Below are 14,738 nucleotides of genomic sequence, written 5' to 3'. Positions count from 1 at the left end.
GCGGGGAGGCGGACCGGTCCGTGGGGCTGAGGCCTCTGGTGGACCTGCGGGCCCTCCAGGTTCCGGGCGGGCCGATGGTGCCGGCGGGCACGCGGCGGCCGGGCGGCACTGACCACCTCGGGGTCGGGGCCGCTGGCCTCGGCCGGGCGTGGTGGCTGCGGTCCGGGTGCTGTGGTGGCGGTGGGGAGGCGGACCGGTCCGTGGGGCTGAGGCCTCTGGTGGACCTGCGGGCCCTCCAGGTCCTGGCGGGCTGATGGTGCCGGCGGGCACGCGGCGGCCCGGGCGGCACTGAGCGCCTCGGGGGCGGGGCCGTCCGGCGCGACTGCGTGGCCGCGGACCAGGCCCGCTGTCCGTGGCCCGGGTGGTGCGGCGGCTCGGGGAGACGCACCGCCGTGGGGCTGAGGCCCCTGGAGGCCCTCCAGGTCCGGGCGGGCCCCCGCCGGCCCGACGCACTGACCGCCACGGGGCCGGGCCCGGGGTCGCGGACCGGCCCGGGGTACGCGGACCGGCCCGGGGTCGCGATCCGGCCCGGGGTCGCGATCCGGCCCGGGGTCGCGATCCGGCCCGGGGGTGTGCCCCCGGACTCGGAAGCGCCCGGCCAGGGCTTACGCGTCGGGGCGGACCACGGCCTTGATCGGCATCGAGCCCGCGCCCGCCATCGTGACGTTGCGTCCGGGGCGCGGGGCGTGGACCATCGCGCCGTCTCCGACGTACATGCCGACGTGGCTCGCGTCGTCGAAGTAGATGATCAGATCGCCGGGCCGCATGTCCTTCACCGCCACCTTCGGCAACAGCCGCAACTGCTCCTGCGAGGTCCGCGGGATGGGCCGCCCGGCCGCCAGCCAGGCCTGCGAGGTCAGCCCGGAGCAGTCGAAGGAGCCCGGTCCCGCCGCGCCCCACTCGTACGGCTTGCCCATCTGCGCCGTGGCGAACTGCACCGCCCGCTTCCCGGCGTCCGTCGCCGCGCCCTTGACGTCCTTCATCGCGCCCGACGACAGCCACGCGGTCTGCGCCTTGTACTGCGCCTCCTGCTCCAGCTGGATCAGCCGGGCCTTCTCCTCGGCCGCCAGCCGGCTCTCCAGGGCCTCTGCCGCCTTGATCTTGTCCTCGATCTCCTTCTTGGCGGCTTCCTGCTTGACCCGGTTCTCCTCCATCTTCTGCCAGAGCGCGCCCGCGTCCTTGGCGTACCGCTCCAAGTCGGTCTGGGTCCGGTTCAGTTCGGACAGCAGGTCCGTCGTGGCCTTCTCGCCCTGCCGCAGCCGGCCCGCGCCGTCCAGGTACGCCGACGGGCTGTCGCTCAGGGCCAGCGCCGCGCCCGGCGGCAGCCCGCCCGAGCGGTACTGGGCGCGGGCGGCGGCGCCCGCGCGGTCCTTCAGGCCGGTGATCCGGTCCTGGCCCGCCACCACCAGCTTGGCGATCTCGACGATCCGCTCGGACTGCGCCTTCGTCTCGCCCACCGCGAGGTTGTACGCGTCCGTGGCGGTCCCGGCCTGCCGGTAGAGGTCCTCGATCTCCTTGCGGACCTGGTCCAGGGACTTGCCCTCCGGCTCGGGAGCCGGAGCCGCCGGAGCCGCCGGCGCCGAGGGAGTCGCGGGCGCGGCGTACGCGCTGCCCACCGCCAGCCCCGGGGCCGTCAGTATCGCCATCGCGCACAGCAGCGCGAGAGCGGACACTCCCTGCACGCGCGACGAAGCTCGCTTCGCGGTCCCCATGACTCCCCCAGCCGCCCCGAGCCAGACCGGACATCACCCGACATCAGATCTGACTATTCATCAGTAACTTGGCACTGTCATCGGGATGGTGCCACGACTCGGTGAATTCCAACACCCTCCGGATGCCGTTCCGATCATGACCGCCCACGTCTCGCCCACCCCCGACGACTCAACGGACGGCTTCCGCAACCCGTTCCCCGCGCGCCGACATTCACCCCGCCGGGCGCAACGCCTCCCAGCGCACGGTCAGTTCCCCCTGCCGCCACCGCCCCGGACCGTCCGCCAGCGGCCAGTCCGCCGCCAGTGCCCGCGCCGTACGGATCCACCGCTGCCGCGCCCCGTACGAGGCGTACGGGGCCGCCGCCGCCCACGCCCGGTCGAAGTCCCGCAGGAAGGCGTGCACCGGCTCACCCGGCACGTTCCGGTGGATCAGCGCCTTCGGCAGCCGCTCCGCCAGGTCCGAGGGGCGCTCCAGGGAGCCCAGCCGGGTCGCGAACGTCACCGTGCGCGGCCCCTCGGGCCCCAGCGCGACCCACACGTGCCGCCGCCCGATCTCGTCGCAGGTCCCCTCCACCAGCAGCCCGCCCGGGGCCAGCCGTGCGCAGAGCCGCTGCCAGACCTCCGCGACCTGCTCCTCGTCGTACTGGCGCAAGACGTTCGCCGCGCGGATCAGGGCGGGGCGCTCCCCGCCCTCCAGCGGCACCTCGAAGCCGCCGTGCCGGAAGCTCAGCCCCTCCCGCTCGTACGGCTTCGCCCCCGCCACCCGCGCCGGCTCGATCTCGATGCCCACCACCCGCACCCGCGGAGCCGCCTCCCGCAGCCGCGCCAGCAGCTCCACCGCCGTCCAGGGCGCGGCCCCGTACCCGAGGTCCACCGCCACCGGAGCGTCGGCGCGGCGCAGCGCCGCCCCGTGCGAGGCCGCGATCCAGCGGTCCATGCGCCGCAGCCGGTTCGGGTTCGTGGTCCCGCGCGTCACGGTGCCGACAGGGCGCTTCGGGGGCGGCGGAGTGCTGCGGGAAACCATGCGCCGAGCGTATGCCGAGCGGCCCGGCAAGATAAAAAACCGGCAAACCGAGCAGGAAGTCCGGGCCTCCCGGAATGCGGGGGACCGCCATCCGGGTTGCACTCCTAGCAGGGCGCCGACCGCGCTCCCGCAGCCATGCCGCCCCGCATGCGCTGCGCCGCCCGTCGTCCGAGCGATCCGAGCGAGAGGAACTGCTCCCTTGAGCCAGTACGTGTCCCGTCTCGGCGGCAGCATCAGCGGCCGCATCGCCGCCGCACGCGGCACCCGCCACGACCCGCCCCGCCTGCGCCTCCCGGCCGTCGGCCACCACCGCAAGCCGCGCCGCGTGGCCATGCTCAGCGTGCACACCTCACCGCTGCACCAGCCGGGCACCGGGGACGCCGGCGGCATGAACGTGTACATCGTCGAGCTTGCCAAGCGCCTCGCCGCGATCAACATCGAGGTCGAGGTCTTCACCCGCGCGACCACCGGCGGCCTGCCGCCCGTCGTCGAGCTCGCCCCCGGCGTCCTCGTCCGGCACGTGGACGCGGGCCCGTACGAGGGCCTCGCCAAGGAGGAGCTCCCGGCCCAGCTGTGCGCCTTCACCCACGGCGTCATGCAGGCCTGGGCCGGTCACCGCCCCGGCTACTACGACCTCGTCCACTCCCACTACTGGCTCTCCGGCCACGTCGGCTGGCTCGCCGCCGAACGCTGGGGCGTCCCGCTCGTCCACGCCATGCACACCATGGCCAAGGTCAAGAACGCCGCCCTCGCCGAGGGCGACGCCCCCGAACCGGCCGCCCGCGTCATCGGCGAGACCCAGATCGTGGCCGCCGCCGACCGGCTCATCGCGAACACCGCCGAGGAGGCCGACGAGCTCGTCCGCCACTACGAGGCCGACCCGGGCAAGGTCGCCGTCGTGCACCCCGGCGTCAACCTCGACCGCTTCACCCCCGGCGACGGCCGCGCCGCCGCCCGCGCCCGCCTCGGGCTGCCGCAGGACGCCGTCATCCCCCTCTTCGCCGGCCGCATCCAGCCCCTCAAGGCCCCCGACATCCTGCTCCGCGCCGTCGCCGAGCTCGTCGACCGCGATCCCTCGATGCGCACCCGTCTCTTCGTCCCCGTCGTCGGCGGCCCCAGTGGCAGCGGCCTCGCCAAGCCCGAGGGGCTCCAGAAGCTCGCCGCGACGCTCGGCATCGCCGACCTCGTGCACTTCCACCCGCCCGTGCGCCAGGACCAGCTCGCCGACTGGTTCCGGGCCGCCTCCGTCCTGGTCATGCCCTCGTACAGCGAGTCCTTCGGGCTCGTCGCCATCGAGGCCCAGGCCACCGGCACGCCCGTCCTCGCGGCCTCGGTCGGCGGACTCCCCGTCGCCGTCAACGACGGGGTGACGGGCGTCCTCGTACCCGGCCACGACCCCGTCGACTACGCGCGCGAACTGCGCCGGTTCGTGGACGAACCCGGTCTCACGGACCGGATGGGCGCCGAGGCCGCCCGGCACGCGCAGTTCTTCGGCTGGGACACCGCCGCCAGCGGCACGGCGGACGTGTACACCGCGGCCATGCACGACCACCGCCGTCGCGTACGCTCCCACCATGGCTGACACCGCCGCGATCATCGAGTCCACGCTGGCCGGCGCCGAGCTGGGCTGGGAGAGCCCCGAGCCGGGCAGCTACGTCGTCCAGCTCCCCGGCACCCGCAAGCTGAGCACCACCTGCTCGCTGCGGATCGGCCGGCACTCGCTCTCGGTGAACGCCTTCGTCATCCGCCACCCCGACGAGAACGAGGCGGGCGTCCACCGCTGGCTGCTGGAGCGCAACCTCAAGCTGTACGGCATGGCCTACGCCGTCGACACCCTCGGCGACGTCTACCTCACGGCCCGGCTCCCGCTGTCCGTCATCACCCCGGAGGACCTGGACCGCCTCCTCGGGACCGTCCTGGAGGCGGCGGACGGCGCCTTCAACACCCTGCTGGAGCTCGGCTTCGCGGGCGCGATCCGGCGCGAGTACGAGTGGCGCGTCTCGCGCGGCGAGTCCACCCGCAACCTGGACGCCTTCAAGCACCTGACGCGCCCCTCGGCCTGAGGCGGCCTACGGCCCGCGCCCCTCGGCCCGCGGCGGCCGGCCCACCCGCGGCGCCGGCCGCGGCCCGACCCGGCGTTACGCCTCCGCGGCGGCGGCCACCGGCCGCGCCCCGCCAGGGACCGGCCCGGCCGCGGGGGCCGATCCGCCCGCTCCGCCCGCTCCGGCGGCGGAACCCCCCGATCCGCCCGCTCCGGCAGACGAGCCACCGGAACCGGCACCCGATCCGGCCGCATCTCCCGAGCCGGCCCCGCCGCCCGCCACCGGCGTCCCCGGTCCACCCTCCGGGAGGCTCCGCATCAGCAGCCAGTAACCCAGCGCCGCCACCGTCCCCAGGACCCCCGTGGCCCCCCACAGCCACGCCGCGCCCAGGTGGTCGATCACGAAGCCGGCCATCAGCGGCGCCACCAGCGCGGCCACCGCCCACGACATCGTGTACATCCCCTGGTAGCGCCCGCGCCCGTGCACCGGCGACAGCCGCGCCACCAGCCCCATCTGCGTCGGCGAGTTCACGATCTCCGCCAGCGTCCACACCAGCACCGTCAGCGCGTACGCCCACAGCGGCCCCGCGAAGGCCGTCATCGCGAACCCGTACCCCGCCAGCAGCGCCGAGATCACCAGCAGCTTCTGCGGGTCCCGGTGCTCGATGAACCGCGTCACCGGGATCTGGAGCGCCACGATCAGTACCCCGTTCACCGCGACGACCAGCCCGTAGTCACCGGGCGAGAAGCCCGCCGCGCCCATCGCCACCGGCAGCCCCACCGAACCCTGCGTGAAGATCAGCGAGATCAGGAACGACAGCCCGACGACCCCCATGAACCGCCCGTCCCGCAGTACGCCCCCGAGCCCGATCTCCGGCCCGGCCGCCTCCTCCTGCGCCGCGTCCCGCACCGGCCGCGACTCCGGCAGCTTCGCGAACACCAGCACCGCGCACAGCAGCGTCAGCGCCGCCTCGCCGAGGAACCCGGCCAGGTAGCTGTACTCCGCCACCAGCCCCGCCACCGCCGAACTGATCGCGAAGCCGAGGTTGATGGCCCAGTAGTTCAGCGCGAAGGCCCGTACGCGGTCCTCCGGCCGGACGATGTCCGCCATCATCGCGGACACCGCCGGGCGCGAGGCGTTCGAGGTCATCCCGACCAGCAGGGCCACCGCCGCGATCGCCGCCGGATGCTCCATGAACCCCAGCAGGGCCACCGAGAACGCCGTCGACACGTTCGCCGCCAGCATCGTCGGCCGCCGCCCGAGCCGGTCGGTCATCACCCCGGCCGCCAGCGAGGAGACCACCCCGCCCAGCCCGTGCAGGGCGACGACGAGTCCCGCGAAGGAGGCCGAGTAGCCCCGGTCCAGCGTCAGGTACAAGGTCATGAAAGTGGCGACGAAGGCCCCGAGCCGGTTCACGAGCGTGCTCGCCCACAGCCACCAGAAGGCACTCGGCAGACCCGCCACGCTCTCCCGCGCGGCCTGTCTCAACCTGCCAACGGACATAAGGAATCCCCCCGGTGATGTAAGCGCCGCTCCGGCTCTCGGCACATTACGAGGACGCCCCTCGGGCCGCCACTGGATTGACGCCGCCCGTCAATCGAAGGCCCTCCGCGGCCCCTCCGGTGCCGCGCACGGGCGCGTCGGCCCGTCCATTAGGCTCGTACGCATGGCCGACGCACCGTACAAGCTGATCCTCCTCCGCCACGGCGAGAGCGAGTGGAACGCGAAGAACCTGTTCACCGGCTGGGTGGACGTCAATCTCAACGAGAAGGGCGAGAAGGAGGCAGTCCGCGGTGGCGAGCTCCTGAAGGACGCCGACCTCCTCCCCGACGTGGTCCACACGTCCCTCCAGAAGCGCGCGATCCGCACCTCCCAGCTCGCGCTGGAGGCCGCCGACCGCCACTGGATCCCGGTCCACCGCTCCTGGCGCCTGAACGAGCGCCACTACGGCGCCCTCCAGGGCAAGGACAAGGCCCAGACCCTCGCCGAGTTCGGCGAGGAGCAGTTCATGCTGTGGCGCCGCTCCTACGACACCCCGCCGCCGGCCCTCGCGGACGGCACGGAGTTCTCCCAGTCCGAGGACCCGCGCTACGCGAGCATCCCGCCGGAGCTGCGCCCGCGGACGGAGTGCCTCAAGGACGTCGTCGTCCGCATGCTCCCGTACTGGTACGACGCCATCGTCCCGGACCTCCTCGCGGGCCGCACCGTCCTGGTCGCCGCGCACGGCAACTCCCTGCGCGCCCTGGTCAAGCACCTGGACGGCATCTCCGACGCCGACATCGCGGGCCTCAACATCCCCACCGGCATCCCGCTCGCCTACGAACTGGACGCCTCCTTCAAGCCCCTCAACCCGGGCGGCACCTACCTCGACCCGGCCGCCGCGGCCGCCGCCATCGAGGCCGTCAAGAACCAGGGCAAGAAGTAACCCCATCACGCGAGAGGCCCCCCGCCCGCTGGTTTTCCAGTGGGCGGGGGGCCTTTTCGTCGCCCCGGCCGTGCGCGGGTCAGGAGTCCTGGTCGGGGTCGTCGAGCAGCTTCGGGAGCACGTCCGGGTGTTCGAGGCGCAGGGCTTCGTAGCGGCCCTCATAGGCGGTCACCGCGTCCTGGAGGGAGCAGCCGAGGTGTTCCCGCAAGGCCTTGATGGCGGGTATGGAGCGGCGGGCGAGGATGTGGTCGTCGGCCACCGTCGTGGAGGGGGTGGAGGGGTCGCTCATGGCGGCAAGATCGCACAACTCCGTGACGAGCGCCTCCGGGTTTCGCCGGCGAAGGGTGGCCCGGGGTTCCCGCGATGACCGGTGCGGTGGTTTCGCGCCGGGGTGGGGCTTTTTCGTTGGTTTGAGGTGAGAAAGCAGGGTGCAGAGCGGGTGTGAAGTGGCGTTTCGGCGCTGAAGGTGGTGGGCCGGACGGGTGAGTGCGTCGTTTCTGCGCTGTCGGGCCCGAGCGCCGCCCGGCTACAACTCCTGGTCATGATCAAGAACCTCGTGAGGCGCGGTCTTCCCGCGCTCGCCCTCGCCCTCCTGCCCGTACTCGCCTCCGGCCCGGCCGCCGACGCCTCGTCCGCGCCGCGGGCCGCCGCCGCCTCCGCCGCCCGCACCGACGCCCACTTCTACGGCGGCGCCACCCTCCACAAGAACCAGGCGTGGACCTCCGGCAACGGCCGGACCGTCCTGCGCGTCCAGAGCGACGGCAACTTCGTCCTCTACAAGGACGGCAAGGCCGCCTGGCAGGCGCCCGACGTCTGGCCGAAGGCCGACAGCGCCGTCTTCCAGGAAGACGGCAACTTCGTCGTCTACGACAGCAACGGCAACCCCGTCTGGGCCGCCGGCACCTGGCACAAGGGCCACTACCTGGCCGTCCAGGACGACGGCAACGCCGTCGTCTACAACAGCGCCAACCAGCCCGTCTGGGCCACCAACACCGGCGACTGACCAGCTACGACACGGCGGAGGGCCCTGCCGGACCGGACGCGGTCCGGCGGGGCCCTCCGGGCGTACTCGAGGGGGTGCTGTCAGCCCCCGCACTGGCAGGGGGCTCCGGACTGGCAGCCGCAGCCGCAGCCCGACCCGCAGCCGCAGGCCGCGAGCAGCGGGAGGCGCAGGGGCTCCGGACGGGACGACGGCTGCTGGTCCTGCTCCGGGGTGATCGGGACGGGGGAATCGGGCATGGATCCTCCTCGTGGGCGCACAGGCGTGGCGTCCCGGTGACGGAGCGCCTTCGCCTCATTCATGCCCAGCCACACCGGCGCGTCAACGGCGCATTGGGGCTCGGGAGCGGACGTCAGACCCCGTCGACCTGCGTCGGCTGCTGGAGCTCGTCCGCGTGCTCACCCGTCACCAGGTAGACCACGCGCTTCGCCACCGACACCGCGTGGTCGGCGAAGCGCTCGTAGTAGCGGCCCAGCAGGGTCACGTCGACGGCCGTCTCGATGCCGTGCTTCCAGCGGTCGTCCATCAGGTGCTGGAAGAGGGTGCGGTGCAGCTGGTCCATCTCGTCGTCGTCCTGCTCCAGCTGGAGCGCGAGGTCGACGTCCTTCGTGATGATGACCTCGGCCGCCTTCGCCATCAGCCGCTGCGCCAGCTGCCCCATCTCCAGGATGGTCGCGTGCAGGTCGCGCGGGACGGCCCGGTCCGGGAAGCGCAGGCGCGCCAGCTTCGCCACGTGCTGCGCCAGGTCGCCGGAGCGCTCCAGGTCGGCGCTCATGCGCAGCGAGGTCACCACGATGCGCAGGTCGGTCGCGACGGGCTGCTGGCGGGCCAGCAGCGCGATGGCACGGGCTTCGAGGTCGTGCTGCAGGTCGTCGACCTTCTGGTCGGCGGCGATCACGCTCTCGGCCAGCTTCAGGTCGGCGTCCAGCATCGCGGTCGTCGCCCGCCCGATCGCGGAACCGACGAGCCGGGCCATCTCGACCAGGCTTTCTCCGATCGAGTCCAGTTCCTCGTGGTACGCGTCGCGCATGGTGGTGTCCCTCTCCTGCCGCTCTTACTGCCTGCTCGTGTGCTGCGTGGCTCCTGGCCCCACGTTCTACACGTTCGGGTGCCAACGCGTCCGACTCCGGCATCACAAGTGAATCAACCCCGTCGCCAGGGTGAACTCTGGGCGACGAGTGTTCGAGCTGCCACCCGAACGGCTGTGGAAGTGTCGTTCTGCCTGCTTAACCTGGATCCATGGACGTGAACGCGGCGGTCGCCGCAGCTGCAGCGATCGCCGGTCTGTGCACCGGTGTGATCGCGATGCTGGCGTTCCGCTGGAGCGAGCGCGACCAGGCCCGCCCCACCCGGAGCTCCATGCGCCCCGACATCAACGCGGTGCTCCCACCCGGTGTGGACACCGTCCTCTCCGTGCTCCGCTCCTCCGCCGTCGTCCTCGACGAGGGCGACGCGGTGGTGAAGGCCAGCTCGGCGGCGTACGCCCTGGGCCTGGTCCGCGGCGGCAAGCTGGCCGTGGAGCCCATGCTCCACATGGCCCGCGACACCCGCCGGGACGGGGAGATACGCCAGATCGAGCTCGACCTGCCCCGGCGCGGCACCGGCCGCGGCGAGGCCCTCGCGGTCTCCGCCCGCGTGGCGCCGCTCGGCTCCCGCCTGGTGCTCCTGCTCGTCGAGGACCTCACCGAGGCCCGCCGCATCGAGGCGGTCCGCCGCGACTTCGTCGCGAACGTGTCGCACGAGCTGAAGACCCCGGTCGGGGCGATCTCCCTGCTCTCGGAGGCGGTCATGGACGCCGCCGACGACCCCGAGGCGGTCACCCGCTTCGCGGGCCGCATGCAGATCGAGTCCACCCGCCTGATCAACCTCGTGCAGGAGCTGATCGACCTCTCCCGGGTGCAGAACGACGAGGCCCTGGAGGACGCCGAGCCCGTGCGGGTGGACACCCTGGTGGCCGAGGCCATCGACCGGTGCCGCCACACGGCGACGGCCAAGCAGATCACCATGGCCGCCGGCGGCACCGCCGACCTGCGGGTATGGGGTCACCGGGGGCAGCTGGCCGCCGCCCTCGGCAACCTGGTCGAGAACGCCGTCAACTACAGCCCCGCCCGCACCCGCGTCGGCATCGCTGCGCGCCGGGTGACCGCGCCGGGTGGAGACTTGATCGAGATAGCCGTGACCGACCAGGGCATCGGCATCCCGGAGAAGGACCGCGAGCGCGTCTTCGAGCGCTTCTACCGCGTGGACCCGGCCCGCTCCCGCGCCACGGGAGGAACCGGACTGGGCCTCGCGATCGTGAAGCACGTGGCGGCCTCGCACGGCGGGGAGGTGTCGGTGTGGAGCTCCGAGGGCCAGGGCTCCACGTTCACCCTGCGCCTGCCCGAGGCGGCCGCGCAGATCCCGGCGGACGCCCCCGCACCCGCCCGACCCCAGCCCCAGCCCCAGCCCGAACCCGAAACACCCATCCCTGCCCCGGAGGTCCTTCCGTGACCCGAGTGCTCGTCGTCGAGGATGAGGAATCCTTCAGCGACGCCCTGTCCTACATGCTCCGCAAGGAAGGCTTCGAGGTCGCGATCGCTGCGACGGGGCCCGACGGGCTCGACGAGTTCGAGCGCAACGGCGCCGACCTCGTCCTCCTCGACCTGATGCTGCCCGGTCTGCCGGGCACCGAGGTCTGCCGGCAGCTGCGCGGCCGCTCCAACGTCCCCGTGATCATGGTGACCGCCAAGGACAGCGAGATCGACAAGGTCGTCGGGCTGGAGATAGGAGCCGACGACTACGTCACGAAGCCCTTCTCCTCCCGCGAGCTCGTCGCCCGCATCCGCGCGGTGCTGCGCCGCCGCGGCGAGCCGGAGGAGGTCACCCCGGCGGCCCTGGAGGCGGGTCCGGTACGGATGGACGTGGACCGGCACGTGGTCACCGTCGCCGGCGCCAAGGTGGACCTCCCGCTGAAGGAGTTCGACCTGCTGGAGATGCTCCTGCGCAACGCCGGCCGCGTGCTCACCCGCATGCAGCTGATCGACCGGGTTTGGGGCGCGGACTACGTCGGCGACACCAAGACCCTGGACGTCCACGTCAAGCGCCTCCGGGCCAAGATCGAACCCGACCCGGGTGCCCCGCGCTACCTGGTGACCGTCCGCGGCCTCGGCTACAAGTTCGAGCCGTAGACCGGCGGGCGTACGAACGAAGGGAGGGCCCCGGCCGCATCAGCGGCCGGGGCCCTCCCTTCGTGTCTTTCGGCGTCAGTGGCCGGCGGCGTGCGAGGCGCTGCCCGACGGCGACGGGGTGCCGGAGGCCGAGGCGCCCGCGGCGCCGGACGGGGAGCCCGACGGCGTGCCCGAGGGGGAGCCGGACGGGGAACCCGAGGGGGAGCCCGACGGGGTGGAGCCCGCCGCGGCGGCCGGGGCCTCGGTCGGTCCGAAGCCGGCGTACATGCCGGCGGCGGGCACGACCTGGGCGCCCACGGGCACGTCACCGGTGCTGCTCAGCTGGAAGACGACTTCCTCGACGTTGCCCGCTTCCACCGCGGAGGCGACGCCGCCCTCGATGGAGGCGGAGGCGTTGCCCTTGCCGCCCAGGACCACGGAGCCGTTCGGCGGCACGATGATCTTGTCGGCGCCGCCGGCGCCCTTCAGGATCACCTTGGACTTGGTGGCCGGCAGGGTGATGCCGCTGAGGACCTGCGGCTTCTCACCGGTGTTGAAGACGGTCGCCGAGACGGAGGCCGGCCCCTTCTTGCCCTTCTCGCCCTGGCTGATCACCAGAACGTTCTGGACCTTGATGTCGCCCTTGGTGGCGGCGGCGTTGTCCGGCTTGATCTGGAGAGTCTGCGCGTCGTTGCCGGCACCGCACGCGGCGAGCGAGGCGATCGAGAACACGATGGCGGTAGCGGCGAGGGCGCCGCGTCGAAGGCTGCGGCTCACGGCTGCGGCAACTCCTAGGACGTACGGACGGGAGGGTGGGCTCTCGGGACGGCCGAGGTAAAGCCGCCCTAAGGGTGTGTCAGCGCGCTTAGGTTACCGAGCCGCCGCCCCGCCCCCGCACCCGACCCTCCGCTCCGCGCGCCCCGTGCCGCGCCCGCCCCGCGATCTTGCATTCCCATAACCCCCGGACGCCGCGCGATGATCAATTTCCGGATTCCCTCGAACGCGGATCCGTGATCAATTCGGGATTGGGCCGGAACCCGCTCCGTACGCGTGCCCGCCAGTCGAACGGAGTACTTCGGTTTCCGGTCACAGAACCCGGCAAAACGGGACGTACGTCACAGTCGTGAGCTCCTCCGTCAGGTGTAACGTGGTCGATTCGGCCGGTCCGTACAGCGCCTCCGACCTGCGAATACCCCCTTCCGGAAGCCCTTCGCAGCACGTTCGTGTCGCTGTTGTCAAGCCCCGAGATGTGCCCTGACCTGCGAAAACGCCATTCATAACAGTCAGTTCTCGTGTTACCCTGGATAGCCACGGAAGGGGTACCTGTCACATGACGTTCAAGGTTGGCGACACCGTGGTCTATCCCCATCACGGGGCCGCGCTGATCGAGGCCATCGAAACTCGCCAGATCAAAGGCGTGGACAAGACCTACTTGGTGCTCAAGGTCGCCCAGGGCGACCTGACGGTTCGTGTGCCTGCGGACAATGCGGAGTTCGTCGGCGTTCGCGACGTAGTCGGCCAGGACGGGCTGGACCGGGTCTTCGAGGTGCTCCGCGCACCGTACGCAGAAGAGCCGACGAACTGGTCCCGGCGCTACAAGGCAAATCTGGAGAAGCTCGCTTCTGGCGATGTCATCAAGGTCGCCGAAGTGGTGCGTGACCTGTGGCGTCGTGAGCGTGAGCGCGGGCTTTCCGCGGGTGAGAAGCGCATGCTCGCGAAGGCGCGTCAGATTCTGGTGAGCGAGCTCGCGCTCGCCGAAAACACCAACGAGGACAAGGCCGAGGCCCTCCTCGACGAGGTTCTCGCGTCCTGACGCTCGAACCGAACCACAGTGTGCCGCGGTGCCCGATGACGGACCCCCTCCTCCACGAGGGGGTCGTTGCCGGGCGCTGCGGCATGTCTGCATCCGTACCCACGGACCCTTAGGCCTGCTTCTGGCGCGCCGGGCCCGGCCAGCCGGCTCGACCGGTCGTCACGGAAGGGGCGAGGGCGTCGCACCCGGCACCCTTCAGGCCATACCCATGTCGGCCGAAGTCACAAACCTGGCCCGGAGCTATCACTGATGTCTGACCAATCGCGCGCCCACCGCACCGCCGCGGTGATCCCGGCCGCCGGACGCGGGGTACGCCTCGGCCCCGGCGCACCCAAGGCCCTGCGGGCCCTCGGCGGGACGCCGATGCTGATCCACGCCGTCCGCGCCATGGCCCGCTCCCGCGCGGTGTCCCTCGTCGTGGTCGTCGCGCCGTCCGACGGGACCGCCGAGGTGCGCAACCTCCTGGACGAGCACGCGCTGCCCGAGCGCACCGAGATCCTCGTCGTCCCCGGCGGGGACACCCGCCAGGAGTCCGTGCGGGCCGGCCTGGACGCCCTCCCGGCGGACATCACCTCCGTACTGATCCACGACGCGGCCCGCCCGCTGGTCCCCGTGGACACCGTCGACTCCGTCGTCGAGGCCGTCCGCGGCGGCGCCCCCGCCGTGGTCCCCGCGCTGCCGCTGGCCGACACCGTCAAGGAGGTCGAGCCGGGCGCGCCCGGCCGGCCCGAGCCGGTCGTCGCCACGCCCGAGCGGGCCCGGCTGCGCGCCGTGCAGACCCCGCAGGGCTTCGACCTCGCCACCCTGCTGCGCGCCCACGAGGCCATCGCCGTCAGCGGCGAGGGCGCCACGGACGACGCGGGCATGGTGGAACGCACCGGGGTCACCGTCGTGGTCGTCCCCGGCCACGAAGAGGCCTTCAAGGTCACCCGTCCGCTCGACCTGGTCCTCGCCGAGGCCGTACTCGCCCGCAGGAGGGCCACCGATGCGTACTGATTCCGACGGGCGGGCCGCGCAGGCCGGTACCGGCTCCGCCCCGCTGATCCCGCTCGTCGGGATCGGGACCGACGTCCACGCCTTCGAGGCCGGGCGCGAGCTGTGGTGCGCCGGGCTGCTGTGGGAGGGCGAGGACGGTCTCGCCGGTCACTCCGACGGGGACGTCGCGGCCCACGCCGCCTGTGACGCCCTCTTCTCGGCCGCCGGGGTCGGCGACCTCGGCGCCCACTTCGGCACCTCCCGCCCCGAGTGGTCCGGCGCCGCGGGCGTGACGCTGCTGGCGGAAGCCGCCCGGATCGTGCGCGCCGAGGGGTTCGAGATCGGCAACATCGCGGTCCAGGTGATCGGCGTACGCCCGAAGATCGGAAAGCGGCGCGAAGAAGCGCAGAAGGCGCTCGCGGCGGCGGCGGGCGCCCCCGTCGCGGTCTCCGGCACCACCACCGACGGCCTGGGCCTCACGGGCCGCGCCGAGGGGCTCGCCGCCATCGCCACGGCACTCGTCTACCGCGTCTGACCGGCCCGCGAGCCCCCGGCCCGCCGGCCCCCGGCCCGCCGGCCCCCCGGCCCGCCGGGCCGGGGC

Annotated in this window: 16 protein-coding genes; 9 read left to right on the top strand and 7 right to left on the bottom strand. The window is 72.8% G+C overall.

What is annotated here, in order from left to right; translation table 11 throughout:
• Positions 1-605 precede the first annotated feature (605 nt).
• Together AB4039_RS26460 and AB4039_RS26455 are read right to left on the bottom strand one after the other, a co-directional pair.
• Positions 606-1,712, bottom strand: coding sequence for an NlpC/P60 family protein (locus tag AB4039_RS26460; protein WP_442271979.1), 1,107 nt, complete (start codon positions 1,710-1,712; stop codon positions 606-608).
• Between the two features lie 211 nt (positions 1,713-1,923).
• Positions 1,924-2,736, bottom strand: coding sequence for a class I SAM-dependent methyltransferase (locus AB4039_RS26455; RefSeq protein WP_442271978.1), 813 nt, complete (start codon positions 2,734-2,736; stop codon positions 1,924-1,926).
• A 199-nt stretch (positions 2,737-2,935) separates the two neighbouring features.
• On the opposite strand from AB4039_RS26455, the gene mshA reads away from it, so the two are divergent.
• Positions 2,936-4,318, top strand: a complete 1,383-nt coding sequence (gene mshA / locus AB4039_RS26450; protein ID WP_442271977.1) for a D-inositol-3-phosphate glycosyltransferase — start codon at positions 2,936-2,938, stop codon at positions 4,316-4,318.
• Entirely contained in the window at positions 4,311-4,799 is a 489-nt protein-coding gene (locus tag AB4039_RS26445) for a YbjN domain-containing protein (protein ID WP_266840667.1), read from the top strand. Before mshA ends, AB4039_RS26445 begins: the two co-directional genes overlap by 8 nt.
• Positions 4,800-4,874: 75 nt before the next feature.
• Here AB4039_RS26445 and AB4039_RS26440 read toward each other — a convergent pair whose 3' ends face one another.
• Complete coding sequence (locus AB4039_RS26440) at positions 4,875-6,281, bottom strand: MDR family MFS transporter (RefSeq protein WP_442271976.1); 1,407 nt, start codon at positions 6,279-6,281, stop codon at positions 4,875-4,877.
• Between the two features lie 163 nt (positions 6,282-6,444).
• Between AB4039_RS26440 and AB4039_RS26435 the strand changes: the two genes are divergently transcribed.
• Complete coding sequence (locus AB4039_RS26435) at positions 6,445-7,203, top strand: phosphoglyceromutase (RefSeq protein ID WP_266840671.1); 759 nt, start codon at positions 6,445-6,447, stop codon at positions 7,201-7,203.
• 79 nt (positions 7,204-7,282) lie between these two features.
• On the opposite strand, the gene AB4039_RS26430 is transcribed toward AB4039_RS26435, so the two are convergent.
• Positions 7,283-7,492: a hypothetical protein gene (locus tag AB4039_RS26430; RefSeq protein WP_442271975.1), complete on the bottom strand. Its 210-nt coding sequence runs from the start codon at positions 7,490-7,492 to the stop codon at positions 7,283-7,285.
• A gap of 252 nt (positions 7,493-7,744) precedes the next feature.
• On the opposite strand from AB4039_RS26430, the gene AB4039_RS26425 reads away from it, so the two are divergent.
• Positions 7,745-8,206, top strand: coding sequence for a hypothetical protein (locus AB4039_RS26425; protein WP_266840674.1), 462 nt, complete (start codon positions 7,745-7,747; stop codon positions 8,204-8,206).
• A gap of 80 nt (positions 8,207-8,286) precedes the next feature.
• On the opposite strand, the gene AB4039_RS26420 is transcribed toward AB4039_RS26425, so the two are convergent.
• Positions 8,287-8,442, bottom strand: coding sequence for a hypothetical protein (locus AB4039_RS26420; RefSeq protein WP_266840676.1), 156 nt, complete (start codon positions 8,440-8,442; stop codon positions 8,287-8,289).
• A 113-nt stretch (positions 8,443-8,555) separates the two neighbouring features.
• Positions 8,556-9,233 (bottom strand): phosphate signaling complex protein PhoU, encoded by a 678-nt coding sequence (gene phoU, locus AB4039_RS26415; protein ID WP_030232376.1) that lies wholly within the window; start codon positions 9,231-9,233, stop codon positions 8,556-8,558.
• 209 nt (positions 9,234-9,442) lie between these two features.
• Between phoU and AB4039_RS26410 the strand changes: the two genes are divergently transcribed.
• Both AB4039_RS26410 and AB4039_RS26405 read left to right on the top strand, forming a co-directional pair.
• Positions 9,443-10,693, top strand: a complete 1,251-nt coding sequence (locus AB4039_RS26410) for a sensor histidine kinase (RefSeq protein WP_442271974.1) — start codon at positions 9,443-9,445, stop codon at positions 10,691-10,693.
• On the top strand, positions 10,690-11,370 hold the full coding sequence (locus AB4039_RS26405; RefSeq protein WP_007265514.1) for a response regulator transcription factor: 681 nt from the start codon (positions 10,690-10,692) through the stop codon (positions 11,368-11,370). The genes AB4039_RS26410 and AB4039_RS26405 overlap by 4 nt, the downstream gene beginning before the upstream one ends.
• 75 nt (positions 11,371-11,445) lie before the next feature.
• Here the strand turns inward: AB4039_RS26405 and AB4039_RS26400 are convergent, their stop codons facing one another.
• Complete coding sequence (locus AB4039_RS26400; protein ID WP_266840680.1) at positions 11,446-12,126, bottom strand: DUF461 domain-containing protein; 681 nt, start codon at positions 12,124-12,126, stop codon at positions 11,446-11,448.
• A gap of 553 nt (positions 12,127-12,679) precedes the next feature.
• Here AB4039_RS26400 and AB4039_RS26395 point away from each other — a divergent pair.
• The 3 genes from AB4039_RS26395 (at position 12,680) to ispF (ending at position 14,672) form a co-directional block, all read left to right on the top strand.
• Positions 12,680-13,162, top strand: a complete 483-nt coding sequence (locus AB4039_RS26395; protein WP_003953493.1) for a CarD family transcriptional regulator — start codon at positions 12,680-12,682, stop codon at positions 13,160-13,162.
• Positions 13,163-13,411: 249 nt separating this feature from the next.
• The gene (gene ispD / locus AB4039_RS26390; RefSeq protein WP_442271973.1) at positions 13,412-14,158 is read left to right on the top strand and encodes a 2-C-methyl-D-erythritol 4-phosphate cytidylyltransferase; all 747 of its coding nucleotides are present in this window, start codon (positions 13,412-13,414) and stop codon (positions 14,156-14,158) included.
• Positions 14,148-14,672, top strand: a complete 525-nt coding sequence (gene ispF, locus AB4039_RS26385) for a 2-C-methyl-D-erythritol 2,4-cyclodiphosphate synthase (RefSeq protein WP_266840684.1) — start codon at positions 14,148-14,150, stop codon at positions 14,670-14,672. Before ispD ends, ispF begins: the two co-directional genes overlap by 11 nt.
• Positions 14,673-14,738: the final 66 nt, after the last annotated feature.

This window comes from Streptomyces sp. M-16, from assembly GCF_052114405.1.
Classification (GTDB): Bacteria; Actinomycetota; Actinomycetes; order Streptomycetales; family Streptomycetaceae; genus Streptomyces.
This window is presented reverse-complemented; position numbering and strand designations above follow the sequence as displayed.